We start from the raw sequence: 19,397 nt of genomic DNA, 5'->3' as shown, positions 1-19,397 counted from the left end.
GTCCCCCTTTATTTAAGTTTAACTAGTACTTGATCATATTCAACATTTGTACCATGATCTGCTACTATTTCAACGACTTCTCCATCTACATCGCTTGTAATTTCATTCATAACTTTCATTGCTTCAACATAACCGATAATATCTCCAGATTTAACTTTATCTCCAACTTTAATTTGAGGATCAGTTAATTCTTTACTATCTTGTAAAAAGAATGTACCAACCATTGGTGAAACTATTTCTTTAGAAGCATCTTCATTTGAACTAGATTCGGCTTGTTGTTGATTATCATTATTCACAGCACTTGTACTTGCTACACTTTGATTAGCAGATTCACTGATTACTTGAGCGCCCTCTGTGAAGTCTAATTCTAGTTCACTTTTATTATCTTTAAATTTAAAGCGTTTTACGCCATTTGATTTAACTAAGTTAATAACTTCTTCAATTTTTTTAATATTCATTTTGTTATTACTCCTCTTCAATTAATTTTGCCAATTTTTGTGATGTTGGTCGCATTGAATGCATATTAAATATTGGTGCATTTGTCACAGAGTCCAATTTGTCACTGAACTTTTGATTAAATGACTGTAACATCTCATTTGCTTCATCTACAGAAGTCCATTTGAACTGTATCATATCTCCTGGCTTGAATTGTGCTAATTTTTTAAGGTCCAATTGACTTACTGTAGCTATTTTTGTATAACCACCGACTGTTTGTTTGTCATTTAATAGAATGATTGGATTCCCATCGTTAGGTACTTGAATACTTCCTAACCCTACTGGTTCAGAAATGATATCCGCACCATTTTCAGGTGGAATTTGATTGCCTATAAGTCTATATCCCATACGATCAGATTGATCAGATATTTTATATTCAGATTCAACTAAATTTTTTCGTTTCTCTTCAGAAAAGGCATCAACTTGCGGACCTTCTATAATGTGAATTATATTGTCTTGTTCAACTGCATCATAATCAATTGATTTTCCAAGATTTACTTTATAATTACTATTTTGGACGACTTGAATATGATCATCTTTTTTCAATGCTCTGCCGTAAAAACCACCCACGCCACTTCTAGTATGCGTTGAATAGCTATCTGCAACTTTTTCAATATCAAGTGAATGGCCAAAGAAAATATAGCCACGTGCACCACGTATTACAGGTCCTAACTCAAGGATATCGCCTTTATTTGCCAAGACAACACTGTTATTTGTTATTTTAGCGTTGTTTAATTTTGCATTAAATTGACCGCCTGTCAATACAAACGTGTTATTTTGAGTGAATTGTATTGTTGGTCCAATAATTGTAAATTCCAGACTTGGACCATCGTTAGCAATCAATTGTCGTCCTAGATCATAACTAAATTGATCCATAGCACCAGAACCTGAAAAACCTAAATGTTGAAATCCAAAACGTCCTTTGTCTTGTACCGTGGTGAACAGTCCTGGTTTTATAATTTTAATGCCCATTACACGTCACCCACTTTTCTTTATTAAATTGACCGTCGTTAATTTCTTTTTTAATTTGGCTATACGTTTGCTCGTCAATTGCATAAAATTTAATATAATCACCAGCTTCGTACAATGTCATAGGTTCAGCATATTGATCGAACACTTTTAATGGTGTTCTACCAATAATTTGCCAACCACCTGGTGAATCTGATGGATATAATCCCGTTTGATTATTAGCGATTCCTACAGAACCGGCATTTATCTTAACTCGTGGTTCAGCTCTTCTAGGTGTATGAACACGTTCATCTAACCCACCTAAGAATGGGAAACCTGGCATAAAACCAAGCATATAAACAAGATATTCATTTTCTGTATGAATTTGGATAACTTCCTCTACAGATAAATGATTATGACTTGCTACCTCTTCTAAATCTGGGCCCATCTCAGTATTATATAGTACAGGAATATGTATAATATTCTTATTTGAAGTTGAATCAACTTTTGAAAGTTTTAGATTATCTAATTCTAATTTTTCAATTAATTGCTTGTAATCAATTAAATCATTATTAAAATTTATCATAATTGCTCGATAAGACGGGATTACATCCTTAATGTTTGGTATATTTTTAGACAGAATATATTGAGTAGTTAGATTAACTTCTTGATAATTATCTTCGCTAATCTCTTCTTTGAAATATAGCAATAGCGATTGCTCATTTATAACTTTAACTTCCAACCCATTGCCTCCCTTTTATACTTTCATTTGATTATATTGTATTTCTAAAAGTATTGATTTAACAAAAGTATCAACTTTCAAATTTTACTATTATGTATAAAAAATTATAACATTTTCATATCTTAGTTGTTTAATAAGTATTTCAAATTGTGAATAATAAAAAAAGTAAGGCATGATGTAATCGCTTACTTTTGTGTATACTTAACAATTCATTCAATTGTATTCACAATGTTATTTAAGCATATAAAACAAAATTTGTCATGAAAAAGTTCAGATTTTCAAATTAATTTGATAAAATATAAATAGATATTCGTTACTTTAATGATACTTATATATTAAAAAGATTAAAATGTAACCAAGATAGCAAGCACGGTCGGATAAACCATTTAGTTGTCAAAAATAAGTTGAACTTAACCAAAAATGATACAGAATTTGACATTAAAAACGGGACTGGAACAGAATTTTTCTTGAATTCATTGTCCCACTCCCGGTAAATGACTAAAACTGAGAAAAGCTTAATTTAAGCATCCTCCCAGTTTAGTTAATTACTGCACTTTTTGAAAAAAGCAGTTGTATATTATTGTCTCAGACTCAAATTAATCATTGTTATAAAGAGAGATTATTTGATATCTACGATTTTAACGTTAATTTCTCCACCGTTTGGTAAAGGCACACGTACTTCATCTTTTAAACTTTTACCAATTAGTGCTTTAGCCATAGGTGATTCGTTTGAGATTTTGCCGTTAAAGGCATCTGCTTCAGCAGAACCAACGATTTGGTAACTTTCTTCTTCATCTCCAGGTAATTCAATAAAAGTTACAGTTTTACCAATTTGAACAACATTGTTATCACCTGTATCTTCAATAATTAATGCATATCTAAGCATATGCTCGATACGTTGAATGTCTTGTTCAATGAATCCTTGTTCATCTTTAGCAGCATCATACTCAGAGTTCTCAGAAAGGTCACCAAAAGAACGTGCCACTTTAATTTTTTCTACAACTTCAGGACGTTTAACCGTTTTTAATTCTTCTAATTCTTTTTCTAATTGTTCATAACCCTCTTGAGTCATTGGATATTGTTTTTGATTTTCCATTATGTCATCTTCCTTTTTCAGTTAATATGTTTGAGTCAATTAAAATTTATTGAATACATTTATTTTTAATATACATTGTAACTTACTTATTGTTTACTAACCAATGTTTGAATTTTTGTTGTCATAATATCTATTGCTACTTTATTACTTCCACCTTCTGGAATAATAATGTCAGCATATTTCTTTGTTGGTTCAATGAATTGATTGTGCATTGGTTTAACAACATTTAAATATTGGTTAATGACCGATTCCATTGATCGACCACGCTCTTTAGTATCACGTACGAGTCGTCTTAGAATTCTTAAGTCTGCATCAGTATCAACGTATATTTTGACATCCATCATATCACGAAGTGTTTTATTTTCTAAAGCAAATATACCTTCTACGATAATAACATCTTTAGGTTCAAATGCAATGGTTTCATTACTTCGTGTATGATTTGTGTAATCGTACGTTGGAACTTCAACTGCATGACCATTACGTAAATCCTTTAAGTTTTCAATTAGCAAATCGTTGTCAAAGGCAAAGGGATGGTCATAATTTGTTTCAAGACGCTCTTCAAAAGTTAAATGTGATTGGTCTTTATAATAATAATCTTGAGCAAGAAGTGCAACACTATGTCCTTCTAAATTTTTCATGATTTCATTAGTAACTGTTGTCTTACCAGATCCAGAGCCACCGGCAATACCAATAATTGTTGTGTTTGCCATTATCTAATTTCCTTTCTCATCATGTTCTTAGGGTAAATTGGATGATCTACCTTAATTTGTACAATTTGAAGTGGATGACGTGCAGCATCTAATTGATTGCCTTCCTCATCGTATATGGCATCAATCACTTGTCTAAAGCTTTCAATTTCAGGTCCAAAGAATTCAATTTCTTGACCAGGTTTAAAGTGATTTCTTTGTTGAATAGTAGCAATATGCGTTGCCTCATCATAATCTAATACTAATCCACAAAAATCATAAGGTGATTTTTTATTTTGCTGAACACCAAACATTTGCTCTTCATAACCTGGTGTACCTTCAAAGAAAGCTGGCGCTGTATCTCTATTAGCACATTTATCTAATTCGATTAACCATTCAGGATTTATTTTAAAGTGCTCTGGATCTTCAGCATAGGCATCAATTACTTTTCGATAAACTGAAACCACAGTAGCAATATAATGTATCGATTTCATACGACCTTCTATTTTAAGCGAGTCAATGCCAATATCCATCATTTGCGGTATTGATTCGATTAATTTTAAATCTTTAGGACTCATAGCGAATGGGATAACGTCGCCCTCTTGATAATAAAGATCTAAATCACCATCATTGTCAACCTCTAACAAATCATAATCCCAACGACAACTTTGACAACATCCTCCTCTATTAGAGTCTCTCGCTGTCATGTGATTACTAAGTGTACAACGACCTGAATAGGCAATACACATAGCACCATGGATGAAAGCCTCAATTTCAATATCTACGTTCTCTTTCATTTCCTTCATTTCCATAGCGCCTGTTTCACGTGCTAATACCACTCGGTCTAATCCTTCTTCTTTCCAGAATTCTACAGCTTTAGTATTAGATAATGATTGTTGTGTTGATAAGTGTATTTCTAATTTTGGTGCAACTTGCTTACAAGTTTCTATGATTAAAGGGTCTGCTACAATAATACCTGTAGCTCCAGTTTTTTCTAATTCAATTAGATACGATTCCAACCCATCAATATTTTCATCATGTGCAATAATGTTAGTAGTCACGTAAATTTTAGCATTATATTGATTTGCAAATTCAACGCCCTCTTTAATTTCAGCCATTGTAAAATTATCAGCGTTAGAACGTAGACCATATTCTTGGCCACCTAAAAATACGGCATCTGCACCATAATGAACAGCAATTTTTAATTTCTCTAAATTACCAGCAGGCGCTAATAATTCAGGTTTTTTGATTTTACTTTTTACTTGAGATTGAACGTCAGTTAAAGTTTTCAAGTTTAGCGCCTCCTTTTAATATACGGTTTGTTTATAGAAGAATCCTTCGTCAAATGGACGATGTTCTGGTTGAATGTCTTCAATTGGGTCTACTAGCATAAATTTTTCATCTTCATATGCTTCAGGATCTTCATTGTATAAATCAATCGCTTCTCTGTATTGAGCTGTAACAACGTTGATATATTCTTCACTCTGTAATATACCGTCAATCTTAAATGAATCAATACCAGCTTCAAACAATGGTTCAAGCTCTTCGATTAAACAAATGTCATTCGGAGACATGATATGTGTGCCATTAAAATCCTCAAATACAGGATATTTATTATCACGTTCTTCGTCATAGAGTAATAGTTCACGTTCATCATTTTCACGTTTAATCTTCATTTGTCTATCTTGAAATGTATAATAGTTTCCAAGTAACATACGTTTAGATTGGAACATACATGTCATCCCGTGGACCTGAACTTCAATTTCAACATTTGCATTCTCTTTAATATTTATAATTTCATCTAAGTTTAATTCTCTGGCAAGAAGTGCACGTTTCGCACCGCGTTTACCCCAATAGTTACATTGGAAATAGTTGGTAACAATTGTTTCGGCATCCCAATTTAAAGGTATTGGATTTTGTTGATTTTTTACGTACATAACAACTGCAGGATCGCCAAAGATAATACGATCCACATTGATTTCGTGCAAGAAATTAATGTAGTCTTCCAATGCGTTTAAATGATAGTTGTGGAAAATACCATTTACAGCGACATAGATTTTTTTATCATGTTCATGTGCTAATTTAATTGCTTTTTTTATATCTTCTCGATTAAATTCTCCCGGTAATCGTAACCCAAATTTTTGCTCACCAATGACAAAGGCATCCGCGCCAATATCGATTAGTGTTTCTAAATGTGTTAAAGATTTAGGAGTAACGAGTAATTCCGTCATAATTATTCTCCTTTAATTGAAATAGCTAACCCATCATCCATATTGATAAAATTTGTACTGTAATTTTCTTGATTCATTAACCATTCATTAAATTTTTGGACTTTTTTCACCATTTGCTTAACATTTCTGGAACGAACAATATCTATGTTCGATACAAAACCGTGATATAAAACATTATCTGTAATCACTAGTCCACCTTTTTTTAATAATGATGTATAATATTCAAAAAATTTTTTAGATTGCGCTTTAGCTGCATCAATAAAGATAATATCATATACTTTGTCATCGACTTGACTATATTGCTCTAAGGCATTGCCTTCTATTAATCGTATTTGTGATGAATAGCCAAAAGTTTCAAAATTTGCTTTAGCTTGCGTAATCATTTTCTCATCACGTTCTATTGTTGTAATTTGAATGTCATCTGATACGGATGCAAAATGCATTGAACTATACCCTATCGCAGTACCAATTTCCAATATATTTTTTGCACCATGGATTCGAATTAATTGTTTAATCATTTCTAGAGATAATCTGTCTACAATTGGTACAGCATTCTCTTCTGCATAGCTTCTTAATGATTCAATCTGATTATCTGTTTTAGATTGTATCTCCAATAAATATTGCTGATTAGCTTCCATTTACTTACTTCCTTTTTTAAGACAAAATGACATTAAAAAATAAACCAGTCTCTATTAATTAAGTTTTAATCACTGATGACTTATAAATAACCTAAATCAAATGACGTCAACTTATATGTATAATTGTATGACTGATTTAAATATTTATTAAAATACTTGTCTAGTTATAAGAATTTAACTTTAAATATTTTATCACATATTTGATTGTAAATTAAGGTGTAACAAGTAAAAAAACATGATTTTGTCAATCAAAAAGGAGCAGAAAAGAATTCGTTTTGAATTCTTTGTCCACTCCCACTACAAAATTATTGTGTTAACTCAGCTAAACATATGCGCTAAGTCCGTTAATTCATAATTTCGAATTGACAATTTAACTTCCATTCATCTATAAATGTGATGAATGAATGCATCATTTACTCTTCCATATTTGTATTTACTACTTCTTCAATCATGTCCCATTCTTCATCAGTTTCGATTGGTACTAATTTACCACCATCGCCTGATTCATCAGGTTCATTTATCATTGGAATAAGTTCAATCATATCATCGTCGTCTGATTGTGCGCCCTCTTCTGCTAAAATAACATATTCCTTTTTGAATTCTGGATGGTAAAATTCTAACATTTTGCGATATAAAACTTCATTACCATTTTCATCAAATAAAGTTAATAATTCTTCTTCATTGCTAATATCTAATTCTACGTCATGGTTGTGGTCATGATTATGTTCAGTCATCTTTATATCTCCTTTATTGGATTGAGTCTAAATAGCCTTGCAATATAAATACTGCTGCCATTTTATCAATTACTTTTTTTCTTTTTTGTCTTGAAACATCTGCTTCAAGTAATGAACGCTCTGCTGCCATAGTACTTAATCGTTCATCCCACATTATAATCTCTATATCAGGTAAGTTTTCTTGAAGTAACTCCTTGTATTTTAACGAAGCTTCTCCACGAAAGCCAATAGAATTATTCATATTCTTTGGTAAACCAATCACTACAGAACCAACATTATGTTCTTTAATGATAGCTACTAATTGGTCTATACCGAAATCTTCTTGTTCCTCGTTAATTCTCAGAGTGTCCAATCCTTGGGCAGTCCAACCCATTAAATCGCTAATAGCAATGCCAACTGTTTTACTACCTACATCTAAACCTAAAATTTTATGCGTTAACATGGACTATTTCTTGTTCTCTTTTAAGTAATTTGAAACGAGTTCTTCCATAATAACGTCACGATCAATGTGTCGAATCTGATTTCTAGCATCATTTTGACGAGGTATATAGGCTGGATCTCCAGAGAGTAAATACCCAACGATTTGATTGACAGCATTGTAACCACGTTCTTCTAATGTTCGGTGTACATTATTTAACACAGTTTCGACATTATCTTTAGGAATTTCTTCATAGTCAAACTTCATAGTTTTATCAATATTATCCATAGGTGCGACACTCCTCTATAACGGTTTATCTTACATACACCAATTTTACACTAGTTGATTACAAAGTTATAGTTTTTTAATGTAATCTTTAATAAAGCGTAATGCTTCTGAGATATTTTCAGGTTGCGTACCGCCACCTTGAGCCATATCAGGGCGACCGCCACCTTTACCACCAACGATAGGTGCCATGTTTTTAATAATATCCCCAGCTTTGATGCTGTCAGTTTGTTCTTTAGGTACAGTTGCGATTAATGACACTTTATCTCCTAAATTACTTGCTAAGATAATGATAGCATCTTGTTGTTTAGATTTAAAATCATCCATTGTTTGTCGGATTTCTTTAGCATTTGATACCTCGACTTCTGTAGCTAATACTTTAAATCCATTTATATCGTCAATTTGTTCCTCAATATTACCCATCTTAAGTGCTGTAATTTCTTTGTTGCGTTGCTCTAATTGTTTATGAAGTTGTTTTTCTTCTTCTTGTAACTGCACAATTTTATCAAAAACTTGATTGTCAGATTTTACTTTAACTTGATCTTTAACAGCATTAAATTTCGTTTGAATATCCTCTAAATAAAGGAATGCTGACTTACCAGTCAATGCTTCAATACGTCTAACACCCGCACCTGTTCCTGACTCGCTAACAATTTTGAAAAGACCAATTTCAGCAGTGTTACTTACGTGAATACCACCACATAGTTCTATTGAAAATGGCGCCATATTTACAACGCGTACAATATCACCGTATTTTTCACCGAATAAAGCCATAGCACCCATTTGTTTAGCTTCATCAATTGGCATTTCTTGAATATTAACTGAAATACCTCTCCAAATTTCTTCGTTAACACGTCTCTCAACACGATCTATTTCTTCTTGACTCATAGGACCAAAATGTGAGAAGTCAAAACGTAAACGTTCACTTTCGACTAAAGAACCAGCTTGGTTAACATGTTCTCCTAGTACCTCTTTTAAAGCAGCGTGAAGTAAGTGAGTGGCACTGTGATTTTTTTGAATATCTTTTCTTTCATCTCTATTTACACTTGCATCTACATTACTATTAATAGTAACTTGGCCGAATTGGACTACACCTTGATGTAAGTTTTGACCATTAGGTGCTTTAGTTACTTCGGTTACTTCTATTTCAAAGTTTTCATTGCCTACGGTTCCTTTATCAGCTACTTGTCCACCACTAACTGCATAAAATGGTGTTTCTTCCAAAATGAAGTAAACTGTTTCTCCAGGCTCAGCACTTTCAACTGATTCACCATTATAAATTAAATCTGTTAATGTTGTTTGATAATCTGTCGTTTCATAGCCAACGAATTTACTATTTGTAGTAATATTTTTGAGCACTTCACTTTGAATTTGCATTGATTGTGAACTTTGACGTGCTTCTCGAGCTCGTGTACGTTGTTGCTCCATTTCTACTTCAAATGTAGCCATATCTACAGAAATGCCTTCTTGACTAGCTAATTCTTCAGTTAATTCAATTGGGAAACCATACGTATCATATAATTTAAAAGCATCTGATCCGTTAATTTCGTTTGTTGAATCTTTGGCTTTAGCTAGTAAATGATTTAAAATTGCTAAACCTTCTTGAAGTGTTTCGTGGAAACGTTCTTCTTCAGATTTAATTACACGTTTAATAAAATCTGCTTTTTCTTTAACATTAGGGTAATAAGGTTCCATAATGTCTGCAACAATATCAACCAATTTATACATAAACGGTTCATTAATGTCTAACGTTTGACTGAATCGAACCGCTCTACGTAGAAGTCGACGTAATACATAGCCTCGTCCTTCGTTTGCAGGTAATGCGCCATCAGCTATTGCAAATGCAATCGTACGAATATGATCTGCGATGACTTTAAATGCTACATCATGCTCACTATTTTCTAAATACGTTTTGCCAGCGACATTTTCAACTTCATTAATAATTGGCATGAATAAGTCTGTTTCGTAATTAGTACGTACATTTTGAGACACTGATGCCATACGTTCAAGACCCATACCAGTATCAATGTTTTTATTTGGAAGTGGTGTATACGTATTGTCTTTATTATGATTAAATTCACTAAAGACTAAATTCCATACTTCTAAATATCTTTCATTTTCTCCACCTGGATACATTTCTTCGGCTGGATCATCTTGTCCATAGTCGTCTCCACGGTCATAGAAAATTTCAGTATTTGGACCAGAAGGACCTTCACCAATATCCCAGAAGTTACCCTCAATTCTGATAATACGACTTTCTTCTAAGCCAATTTCTTCATTCCAAATACGATAAGCTTCTGTATCTTCTGGATGAATAGTGACATATAATTTTTCTGGTTCCATTCCCATCCATTTTTCACTTGTTAGAAACTCCCATGCAAAATGAATTGCTTCTTTTTTGAAATAATCACCGATTGAAAAGTTACCTAGCATTTCAAAAAATGTATGATGTCTTGCAGTAAATCCAACATTTTCGATATCGTTGGTTCTGATTGCTTTTTGAGAGTTAACAATTCTAGGCTTTCTAGGTGTTTCTCTGCCATCAAAATATTTTTTTAACGTTGCTACACCTGAATTAATCCATAATAATGAATCATCATCAATCGGTACTAATGGTGCTGAAGGTTCAACCATATGTCCTTTTTCAACAAAGAAATCAATATATTTTTGACGAATTTCACTAGCCTTTAAATTTTTCATTATTTACACTCCTATTTCATCAATTTATTAAGAAGATAAAACAAAAAACGTTCATCCTCAAAAAGGGACGAACGTTCTCGCGGTACCACCCTAGTTATAAATGGTCTACCCTTAATCGATAAAATATCGTTAGGCAGAAGACAATTATCACTCAAATTCAATATGAAAATAACATGAAGTAGCGTTCAACAATATACATTGTACTTTACACCAACCAGTACATCTCTATATAAGTATGTATTGTCTACTCATCTTCATGCGAACTTAAGATTATTTTAAGTATTTTCAAGCTAAATGTCAACGCTCAGCAAAATCGTATGGGGATACATCACCCATATTGATCATTGGATTGATTTGATATATTGTAGATTCACTTAAAATAATTTCTTTTTCCTCAACTTCTAAATTCAACTTTTCCTCTGTATCTATTAATGAATTATCGCTATTTTGATGACGGTTAGCATTATTATTTTCAATTTCAAAATAGCTTAAAATTAAATGGCAAAGTTGCGTTTGACGTATTTGACCTTGGGTGTTTAGACCTATATCAAATGCTTTAGGATCACCGAGTAAAACAAGTGATTGTTTTGCCCTAGTGAGTCCTGTATACAAAATAGGTCTCTGCAACATTCTAAAATATTGCTTTACAATTGGCATGATGACTATCGGAAATTCAGAACCCTGTGATTTATGGATAGATGTACAATAAGCATGTGTTAATTCAAGTAAATCCTGTCTTGTGAAGGTGATTTCATTCCCCTCAAAGTCTACTACAAGCACATCTTTGTTAAGTGCATTTTCTTTTGCCCAAAAGATTCCAACTATAACACCAATATCACCATTAAATATATTATCGTTAGGTCGATTGACTAATTGTAATACTTTATCCCCTTTACGAAATTTGATATCACCGAACTCTATTTCTCGCGTATCATCTTCCTTAGGGTTTAATATATCCTGTAACACTTGATTTAATCGTTTTATACCTGCACTACCTTTATACATCGGTGCTAACACCTGAATATCACTCATGTCATATCCTTTATTTACAGCACTTGATACTACTTTCTCAACAACTGAAGGTATTTGTTCTACGCCACAATTAATAAAACTTCTATCATGATAACGTTGTGAAATATCGATAGGTTCCCCATGCTTCATTCGGTGTGCTAAATCAATGATACTAGAGCCATCTTGTTGACGGTAAACTTCAGTTAAATTTACACGTGGAATTGCTTTAGAATCGATTAGATCTTTAAATACTTGGCCTGGTCCAACTGATGGCAATTGATCTTCGTCACCAACAAATACCACCTGTGCATCTAATGGCACTGCACTTAGAAACTGATGAAATAACCAAGTATCCACCATCGACATTTCGTCAATAATGATAAGTTTAGCTTTTATTTCATTATCTAATATATCTTCAGGTTGAGTATCCTGATTCCACCCAATTAAGCGATGTATTGTCATCGCTTCAAGTCCTGTTGACTCTTGTAAACGCTTAGATGCACGACCAGTTGGTGCAGCTAAAACGACTGGATAATCATCATCTTGATAATCAGAATAATTTAACGATAGGCCATGTATTTCAGCATATAATTCAACGATTCCTTTGATCACCGTTGTCTTTCCTGTACCAGGACCTCCTGTCAACAGCATAATTTTAGAATTAATAGCTGTTTGTAAAGCTTCTTTTTGAGATGGTGCATAATTGACATTATTGCTATCTTCTATTTCCCCTATATGCAATTGTAAATCAGATTGTTCTATTTCTTTTAACTTGTTCTTATAGGTTTGAATGCGATATAAATTTTGAACACTTTTTAATTCAGAATAATATAAACTAGGAATAGCAACACGATGATTATCGAGAATTAATTTGCTTTCTTCTGATAATTGTTGTAGAACATCTTCTAATTGTTGTTGCTCTATGGCCTCACCTTGCTGTTTGTTACTTAGAATTTGTTGCGTTACGTCGATGATATAGTCGTTTGATAAATACGTGTGACCTTGCTTAATGCATTCTTCTTCAAGTGTATATAACAATCCTGCTTTTAATCTTTCTTGATCATTAAAGGCAATCCCATTATTTCGCGCTAAAATATCAGCCTTTTGAAAACCAATTCCTTTAACATCATATACGAGTTGATATGGATTATTCTCAAGTACTTGAAGGGTGTCAGATTGATAAAATTGATAAATCGCCATTGATAATTTAGGTCCAAAGCCTAAATCATGTAGTCGAATCATTATTTTTTCAGACTCTTGATTGGCATTGATTTGATCAGCAATCTGCTTTTGCTTCTTTTTAGGTAAATTGGAAACTTTTTCTAAAACAGATGCATCAGACATAATATCATTGATCGCATTTTCACCAAGCGTGTTCACTATATTTTGAGCAGTCTTTTTTCCTATCCCTTTAAATAAATCACTTGATAGATATGTAATTATTGCATCTTTAGTTTGTGGTACTTCTTTCTCAAACGTATCAGCCTTCAGTTGCTTACCGTAACGTGGATGCTCTACAACTTGACCTTTAAAAGTGTAGACATCTCCTTCAACAATATTTGGAAAGAACCCTACAACTGTTGGTAAATTACCAAATGATTCATTTGTTTCAATTGTATCCACTTTAATGACTGTATAAAAATTATCATTATTCTGAAATAAAATAGCATCTACAGTACCTTTAATCATTGAATAATCAAATAGTGTAGGGTCTGACATATTACTCCTCCTCGTTCTTTATTGCTTCAAAGGTCTTCTTAGCATGTTGGCTTAATACGTGTTCTGGATCAATAGATATAGCCTTATCAAAATATGATATGGCTAATTCAATGTCTTCTGTATGCATATATATAGCTAAACCAAGATTATATAGTGCATCTACATGTTGTGAGTCTATTGATAGCACTAACTTTAATTGTTGAATCGCTTGTTCAAACATTTCTAAATGACATAATGCTAAACCATATTGAAACTGAACTTCAGCATCACGATTAGGTTCTAATTCTGCTGCAGTCATAAAGAAAGGTAATGATTCTTTAGGTGCATCTAATTGATTAAATGACATCCCAATCATGTAATTCGTATCTATTTTATCCATATCGCATTTAGATGCCAATTGATATAGCTTAATGGCATCGCGGTATTTACCTTGATCATAGTATAGATTAGCTAAATTATAATATACAGGTCCATTTTTATCATCAATTGCAAGTGCTCTTTGGAAAAATCTTTCAGCCTTTTCCACTTCATTAACGTCAGCGAGTACGATTCCTGCATTAATATAATTTTCAATTGTATTCGGTTCTTCTTCTATGTTTTCGAATAATGCTTTTAATGCAGCTTCAAGTTGACCGTTCTGAATCCATTTATAAATTGTTTCTTGTTTCGTTATCATATTTTCACCCAATTCTTTAATCATCGTTTGTATTGATTTAAAACGTAAAAATAAAGATGGAGTAGTATGTGAAATCTTAGATGATTTCATTACACTCCACCCTCTGTTTTTTTAATTAAACAACATAACTCAATTGACCTGTTGTTTTAAATACATCATCGATTGTTGCGCCACCTAAACAAACTTCCTCATCGTAAAATACAACCGCTTGTCCTGGCGTTATCGCACGTACTGGTTCATCAAATGTTACACGTAAAGCATCCTGACTTTCACGTTTAACAAACACCTTAGTATCTTTTTGGCGATATCTAAATTTGGCAGTACATTCAAATCCATTTTCTAAATCAACTGGATTAACGAATGAGAAATCAGATGCAATAAGATAATCACTATAGAGTGCATCATGATGGAAACCTTGTTCAACATATAAAATATTATCTTTTAAATTCTTGCCAACTACGAACCATGGATCACCGTCTCCGCCAATTCCAAGACCATGTCTTTGACCAATTGTGTAATACATTAATCCACTATGCATACCTTTCTTTTCTCCGTCCAATGTACGCATTTCTCCAGATTGAGCCGGTAAATATTGTGATAGGAATGTTTTAAAATTACGTTCTCCAATAAAACATATGCCTGTTGAATCTTTCTTCTTAGCCGTTGCTAAATCTTGTTCCTCAGCAATTTTTCGAACTTCTTTTTTCTCAATATCACCAATTGGGAACATCACTTTTGATAATTGTTGTTGTGACAATTGATTTAAGAAATAGGTTTGATCTTTATTATTATCAATACCTCTTAACATTTCCACATGACCATCGTCATGACGACGTATTCTTGCATAATGTCCAGTTGCCACATAATCAGCACCTAATTTAAGTGCATGCTCTAAAAATGCTTTAAATTTAATTTCTTTATTACACATAACATCCGGATTAGGTGTGCGTCCTTTTTTATATTCATCTAGGAAATAAGTGAAGACTTTATCCCAATATTCCTGTTCGAAATTAACCGCATAATATGGGATGCCAATTTGATTACATACTGCGATGACATCATTATAATCTTCAGTTGCTGTACAAACACCATTCTCATCAGTGTCGTCCCAGTTTTTCATAAATATTCCAATAACATCATACCCTTGTTCTTTTAAAACATGGGCAGTGACTGAACTATCAACTCCACCAGACATACCAACAACTACACGTATATCTTTGTTTGACACATTTATTCCTCCTTAAATTTATGATATATTTTATGAATTTCAGCAACGATATATTTAATTTCTTGTTCAGTTGTTAATTCGTTAAAACTAAATCTTACAGAGTGTTTCGCACGCTCTTCATCTTCATACATTGCTGCTAGAACATGTGAAGGTGTAGTTGAGCCAGCTGTACAAGCTGAACCCGACGATACATATATATTTGCTAAATCCAGAAGTGTTAACATCGTTTCCACATCTATAAATGGGAAATACAAATTGAGTATATGACCAGTTGTGTCTACCATTGAACCATTGACCTCAAACGGTATTGCTCGTTCTTGCAAACTAACTAGAAATAATTCCTTTAACTGCATTAAATGTAAATTATTTTGATCTCTATTATCGTTTGCTAGTGCTAACGCTTTAGTTAAGCCTACAATTTGTGCCACATTTTCTGTGCCGGCACGTCTTTTAGTTTCTTGTTCCCCACCTAACTGTGAATACACAATTGGTGTTTGGTCTCTAACTAATAGTACACCCACGCCTTTTGGACCACCAAATTTATGCGCCGTTAAACTCAAAGTATCCATTTTAAAATCTTCAAAGCTGACATCTAAATGTCCAATTGCTTGGACAGCGTCAACATGCAACAAAGCATTCGATTCGCTAACGATATCTTCAATATCATACATTGGTTCTACAGTTCCAACTTCATTATTAACAAACATTATCGAAACTAAGATTGTATCACTCGTTAATGCTTCTTTAAGTTGATCTAAATCCACTGTACCTGTATCATCGACATCTAGATAAGTCACATCAAAGCCTTCTTTTTCTAATTGTTCAAAGACGTGTAAAACAGAATGATGCTCGATTTTAGTAGTGATAATGTGATTTCCAAGATGTTGATTTGCATAGACTAACCCTTTGATAGCGGTATTATTTGATTCAGTAGCGCCACTTGTAAATATAACTTCACTTGGCTTTGCATTTAGTAAGTTAGAAACTGTTCTTCTTGATTCATCTAAATAACGACGTGCGTCTCTTCCAATTGAATGAATAGATGATGGATTTCCGAAATGCGACTTGTAAATTGCCATCATTTCTTCTACAACCTCTGGTTTTACCGGTGTAGTTGCAGCATAATCTGCATATACTTCCATTATTAAGTACACTCCTCACAATATTATCAATGTTCCTATAATAGCACCTGTAAACAATTTTTTCTATATAGTTGTTTATAAACATATAACGTTTTATTAATTTTCATTTTAACATTCAATTAGAAACAAATTTAACCCATTCAATAATAAATTTGTAAAAATGGAATTAATAATACGAATAGACGCAACACTTATATTCTATACGCGTTTTAAATATATAAAGTGAGATGGGAGTGGGACAGAATTTATTTTATTCGTCGTAACCCCAGCTTGCTTTGCTTGTAGAATTTCTTGATGAAATTCTCTTTGTAGGGGCCCCGCCCGCAAGGATGACTAGAACTGAGAAAAGCTTGATTTAAGCGCCTTCTCAGTTCAGTCAGCTACTGCGAATTTGCAAAATAGCTTCTTTATACTATTTATGTCCCATCCTCTGTATTATGATTAACGAAAGTTAACTTAATTTTATAATTTTTGCAACTTTGAGCATTTCAATATCACTCTATCATTGCTCTTGTTAAACTTAAGCATACTAAATATATTTGAGGAGATGAAATTTGTGGGTAATATTAAGGTATCTGCATTAAATTTAGTTCCAATTAGAGAAGGTCAAAGTGATAAAGAGGCCATTGAGGACATGGTTAGTTTAGCTCAAGAACTAGATTCACTTAATTATGAGCGTTATTGGATTGCAGAACATCATAATGCACCTAATTTAGTAAGTTCTGCTACTTCTCTATTAATTCAACATGCACTTGAACACACACACCGTATCAAAGTTGGTTCTGGAGGTATCATGTTGCCAAACCATGCGCCATTGATTGTTGCTGAACAATTTGGAACAATGGAGACACTCTTTCCACATAGAGTTGATTTAGGCTTAGGAAGAGCACCAGGTACAGATATGATGACTGCAAGTGCGTTACGACGTGATCAACATAATGGTGTTTACGAATTCCCTGAAGAAGTTGAACAATTACAAACTTATTTCGGACCTGGTAACAAACAAGCTTATGTAAGAGCGTATCCAGCAGTAGGTAAAAATGTACCATTATATATTTTGGGTTCTTCTACAGATTCAGCGCATTTAGCTGCACGTAAAGGATTACCGTATGTTTTTGCAGGTCATTTTGCACCGCAACAAATGAAAGAGGCTATGCAAATTTACAAAGAGTTGTTCGAACCTTCAGATGTGTTAGATAAACCATATATGATTGTATGTTTAAATGCGATTGTAGCCGAAACCGATGAAGAAGCCGAATACTTAGCAAGTACTTTAGCACAAGTATTTATTGGCATTGCGCGTGGTAGAATGCAGCCAGTACAACCACCGACAAATGATTTACAAACACTTTTAACACCTAGAGAATATGAAATGGCTCAACAAAGATTCAACGATTCATTAATAGGTTCTGAAGAAACCGTAAAAGAAAAATTAGAATCATTTATTGAGGAATATGGAGAAATTGATGAATTAATGGGCATTAGTTATATTTATGATCAAGATAAACAATTTGAATCCTTTAAACGTTTACACAATGTAATCGAAAAATTAAACCAATAATTGGTATATAAAGTAACGTAAAGTAATTAAAATCATTATGGGCATATAGAATTTAATTTGAGAGTGGAACAATAATCAATTTGGATTCAGTGCCCTTCTTTATATGTTTTTAGGTAACCCTTAATAATTGATTAAAGCGTGGCATTGAAAAATAAATCATGAAACATCGTTATGTAAATCCTTATCAAAAAGTATGCCAAAAACGTAGTAGCATATATAAATAAGCCAGTAAAAGCACATCACAATGTCGCTTTTACTGGCTATATTTTTAGGAATGTTATCCTGTACTTGAAAATTTAATTATTTATCTTCTTTTTTATCATCGTTGCCTTTTTCAGTATATTCATTGATTTTATCTTTAGCTTTATTAACTTGTTCGTTATCGCTATTTTTAAATTTTTCTGCTGCATCTTTCGCTTTATCCATGAATCCCATAATGAAATTCTCCTTTCAAATTTAAGAATAATTATCGATCAAGTATTGCGTGCATTCTGAGATACAAAAAATCAATAAATCAATGTATCTATACTGTTGTAATATCTGTTTACCACTTACAACTTATTATAAACATTTATTTAAAATTAAATATAAAACATGTAACCATCAAGTTTATCATCAGTTTCAACATAATCTGCTAAATATTTTAAAGTGGTATTATCTAATACTTCTCTAACTGCATCTCTCATACGTAACCATAACTGTTTTTGTGCAGGTGGTTCTGATTCAATACTTTCTACTATTGTTATAGGACCTTCTAATAAGCGAATAATATCGCCTACTTTAATTTCGTCAGCTGGTACTCTTAGTTGATAACCACCTTTAGCACCACGAACACTTCGAATTAAACCAGCATTTCTTAAAGGGCCAACTAATTGTTCGAGATATAAATCACTCAAACTATTCTCTTCAGCAATTGACTTTAAAGATACGCATCCTTGCCCTTCTCTTTTAGCAAGGGAAATCATTAAAGTTAAGCCATATCTCCCTTTCGTTGATATCTTCATAACATAACCTCACTTAATTCGAATAATATATAATACCATTCTAGCATTTTTTCAGTTAAGATAGTAATAGAAAGGTGTGAAAA

The 19,397-nt window shown here is 32.8% G+C and carries 19 protein-coding genes; 1 reads left to right on the top strand and 18 read right to left on the bottom strand.

Going from position 1 to position 19,397, the window contains the following annotated elements:
- Window positions 1-8: 8 nt before the first annotated feature.
- The 16 genes from HMPREF3239_RS05080 to HMPREF3239_RS05005 form a co-directional block, all read right to left on the bottom strand.
- Complete coding sequence (locus HMPREF3239_RS05080) at window positions 9-458, bottom strand: acetyl-CoA carboxylase biotin carboxyl carrier protein (RefSeq protein ID WP_070854936.1); 450 nt, start codon at window positions 456-458, stop codon at window positions 9-11.
- Between the two features lie 7 nt (window positions 459-465).
- A complete protein-coding gene (locus tag HMPREF3239_RS05075) occupies window positions 466-1,467 on the bottom strand; it encodes a 5-oxoprolinase subunit C family protein (protein ID WP_070854935.1) in 1,002 nt (333 codons plus the stop codon).
- Window positions 1,457-2,185 carry a 5-oxoprolinase subunit PxpB gene (pxpB, locus tag HMPREF3239_RS05070; protein ID WP_070854934.1) on the bottom strand — a complete coding sequence of 243 codons (729 nt, stop codon included), beginning with the start codon at window positions 2,183-2,185 and terminating at the stop codon, window positions 1,457-1,459. The genes HMPREF3239_RS05075 and pxpB overlap by 11 nt, the downstream gene beginning before the upstream one ends.
- 619 nt (window positions 2,186-2,804) lie before the next feature.
- Window positions 2,805-3,281: a transcription elongation factor GreA gene (gene greA / locus HMPREF3239_RS05065; protein ID WP_053029550.1), complete on the bottom strand. Its 477-nt coding sequence runs from the start codon at window positions 3,279-3,281 to the stop codon at window positions 2,805-2,807.
- Window positions 3,282-3,367: 86 nt separating this feature from the next.
- Window positions 3,368-3,991, bottom strand: coding sequence for a uridine kinase (gene udk, locus HMPREF3239_RS05060; RefSeq protein ID WP_011275606.1), 624 nt, complete (start codon window positions 3,989-3,991; stop codon window positions 3,368-3,370).
- Entirely contained in the window at window positions 3,991-5,259 is a 1,269-nt protein-coding gene (locus tag HMPREF3239_RS05055) for a peptidase U32 family protein (protein WP_070854933.1), read from the bottom strand. The genes udk and HMPREF3239_RS05055 overlap by 1 nt, the downstream gene beginning before the upstream one ends.
- Window positions 5,260-5,274: 15 nt before the next feature.
- On the bottom strand, window positions 5,275-6,198 hold the full coding sequence (locus HMPREF3239_RS05050) for a peptidase U32 family protein (protein WP_070854932.1): 924 nt from the start codon (window positions 6,196-6,198) through the stop codon (window positions 5,275-5,277).
- A 2-nt stretch (window positions 6,199-6,200) separates the two neighbouring features.
- Window positions 6,201-6,836, bottom strand: a complete 636-nt coding sequence (locus tag HMPREF3239_RS05045) for an O-methyltransferase (RefSeq protein ID WP_070854931.1) — start codon at window positions 6,834-6,836, stop codon at window positions 6,201-6,203.
- Window positions 6,837-7,249: 413 nt separating this feature from the next.
- Complete coding sequence (locus HMPREF3239_RS05040) at window positions 7,250-7,570, bottom strand: DUF1292 domain-containing protein (protein ID WP_053029554.1); 321 nt, start codon at window positions 7,568-7,570, stop codon at window positions 7,250-7,252.
- Between the two features lie 13 nt (window positions 7,571-7,583).
- The gene (gene ruvX / locus HMPREF3239_RS05035) at window positions 7,584-8,012 is read right to left on the bottom strand and encodes a Holliday junction resolvase RuvX (protein WP_070854930.1); all 429 of its coding nucleotides are present in this window, start codon (window positions 8,010-8,012) and stop codon (window positions 7,584-7,586) included.
- A 3-nt stretch (window positions 8,013-8,015) separates the two neighbouring features.
- Window positions 8,016-8,276, bottom strand: coding sequence for an IreB family regulatory phosphoprotein (locus HMPREF3239_RS05030; RefSeq protein WP_011275600.1), 261 nt, complete (start codon window positions 8,274-8,276; stop codon window positions 8,016-8,018).
- Window positions 8,277-8,342: 66 nt separating this feature from the next.
- The gene (alaS, locus tag HMPREF3239_RS05025) at window positions 8,343-10,973 is read right to left on the bottom strand and encodes an alanine--tRNA ligase (protein ID WP_070854929.1); all 2,631 of its coding nucleotides are present in this window, start codon (window positions 10,971-10,973) and stop codon (window positions 8,343-8,345) included.
- Window positions 10,974-11,270: 297 nt separating this feature from the next.
- On the bottom strand, window positions 11,271-13,703 hold the full coding sequence (locus HMPREF3239_RS05020; protein WP_070854928.1) for an SF1B family DNA helicase RecD2: 2,433 nt from the start codon (window positions 13,701-13,703) through the stop codon (window positions 11,271-11,273).
- Between the two features lies 1 nt (window position 13,704).
- Window positions 13,705-14,376 carry a tetratricopeptide repeat protein gene (locus HMPREF3239_RS05015; RefSeq protein WP_176747951.1) on the bottom strand — a complete coding sequence of 224 codons (672 nt, stop codon included), beginning with the start codon at window positions 14,374-14,376 and terminating at the stop codon, window positions 13,705-13,707.
- A gap of 118 nt (window positions 14,377-14,494) precedes the next feature.
- Window positions 14,495-15,607, bottom strand: a complete 1,113-nt coding sequence (gene mnmA / locus HMPREF3239_RS05010) for a tRNA 2-thiouridine(34) synthase MnmA (RefSeq protein ID WP_053029558.1) — start codon at window positions 15,605-15,607, stop codon at window positions 14,495-14,497.
- 2 nt (window positions 15,608-15,609) lie between these two features.
- Complete coding sequence (locus tag HMPREF3239_RS05005) at window positions 15,610-16,749, bottom strand: cysteine desulfurase family protein (RefSeq protein ID WP_070854927.1); 1,140 nt, start codon at window positions 16,747-16,749, stop codon at window positions 15,610-15,612.
- A 547-nt stretch (window positions 16,750-17,296) separates the two neighbouring features.
- On the opposite strand from HMPREF3239_RS05005, the gene HMPREF3239_RS05000 reads away from it, so the two are divergent.
- Window positions 17,297-18,310 (top strand): LLM class flavin-dependent oxidoreductase, encoded by a 1,014-nt coding sequence (locus HMPREF3239_RS05000; RefSeq protein WP_176747950.1) that lies wholly within the window; start codon window positions 17,297-17,299, stop codon window positions 18,308-18,310.
- 300 nt (window positions 18,311-18,610) lie between these two features.
- On the opposite strand, the gene HMPREF3239_RS12630 is transcribed toward HMPREF3239_RS05000, so the two are convergent.
- Window positions 18,611-18,745 carry an SAS049 family protein gene (locus tag HMPREF3239_RS12630; protein WP_254613586.1) on the bottom strand — a complete coding sequence of 45 codons (135 nt, stop codon included), beginning with the start codon at window positions 18,743-18,745 and terminating at the stop codon, window positions 18,611-18,613.
- A 146-nt stretch (window positions 18,746-18,891) separates the two neighbouring features.
- Window positions 18,892-19,314: a cysteine metabolism transcriptional regulator CymR gene (cymR, locus tag HMPREF3239_RS04995; protein WP_070854925.1), complete on the bottom strand. Its 423-nt coding sequence runs from the start codon at window positions 19,312-19,314 to the stop codon at window positions 18,892-18,894.
- Window positions 19,315-19,397: the final 83 nt, after the last annotated feature.

It is taken from the genome of Staphylococcus sp. HMSC34C02 (assembly GCF_001838705.1).
Lineage (GTDB): Bacteria > Bacillota > Bacilli > Staphylococcales > Staphylococcaceae > Staphylococcus > Staphylococcus borealis.
Note: the sequence above shows the minus strand (reverse complement) of the source record. Positions and strands in the feature narration are given on the sequence as shown.

Excerpts from the sequence above, each read along its gene's own strand:
- HMPREF3239_RS05080 (WP_070854936.1), bottom strand. The coding sequence starts at position 458 with ATGAATATTAAAAAAATTGAAGAAGTTATTAACTTAGTTAAATCAAAT.
- HMPREF3239_RS05075 (WP_070854935.1), bottom strand. The coding sequence starts at position 1,467 with ATGGGCATTAAAATTATAAAACCAGGACTGTTCACCACGGTACAAGAC.
- greA (WP_053029550.1), bottom strand. The coding sequence starts at position 3,281 with ATGGAAAATCAAAAACAATATCCAATGACTCAAGAGGGTTATGAACAA.
- udk (WP_011275606.1), bottom strand. The coding sequence starts at position 3,991 with ATGGCAAACACAACAATTATTGGTATTGCCGGTGGCTCTGGATCTGGT.
- HMPREF3239_RS05050 (WP_070854932.1), bottom strand. The coding sequence starts at position 6,198 with ATGACGGAATTACTCGTTACTCCTAAATCTTTAACACATTTAGAAACA.
- HMPREF3239_RS05045 (WP_070854931.1), bottom strand. The coding sequence starts at position 6,836 with ATGGAAGCTAATCAGCAATATTTATTGGAGATACAATCTAAAACAGAT.
- HMPREF3239_RS05040 (WP_053029554.1), bottom strand. The coding sequence starts at position 7,570 with ATGACTGAACATAATCATGACCACAACCATGACGTAGAATTAGATATT.
- ruvX (WP_070854930.1), bottom strand. The coding sequence starts at position 8,012 with ATGTTAACGCATAAAATTTTAGGTTTAGATGTAGGTAGTAAAACAGTT.
- HMPREF3239_RS05030 (WP_011275600.1), bottom strand. The coding sequence starts at position 8,276 with ATGGATAATATTGATAAAACTATGAAGTTTGACTATGAAGAAATTCCT.
- alaS (WP_070854929.1), bottom strand. The coding sequence starts at position 10,973 with ATGAAAAATTTAAAGGCTAGTGAAATTCGTCAAAAATATATTGATTTC.
- HMPREF3239_RS05020 (WP_070854928.1), bottom strand. The coding sequence starts at position 13,703 with ATGTCAGACCCTACACTATTTGATTATTCAATGATTAAAGGTACTGTA.
- HMPREF3239_RS05005 (WP_070854927.1), bottom strand. The coding sequence starts at position 16,749 with ATGGAAGTATATGCAGATTATGCTGCAACTACACCGGTAAAACCAGAG.
- HMPREF3239_RS05000 (WP_176747950.1), top strand. The coding sequence starts at position 17,297 with ATGAAATTTGTGGGTAATATTAAGGTATCTGCATTAAATTTAGTTCCA.
- HMPREF3239_RS12630 (WP_254613586.1), bottom strand. The coding sequence starts at position 18,745 with ATGGGATTCATGGATAAAGCGAAAGATGCAGCAGAAAAATTTAAAAAT.
- cymR (WP_070854925.1), bottom strand. The coding sequence starts at position 19,314 with ATGAAGATATCAACGAAAGGGAGATATGGCTTAACTTTAATGATTTCC.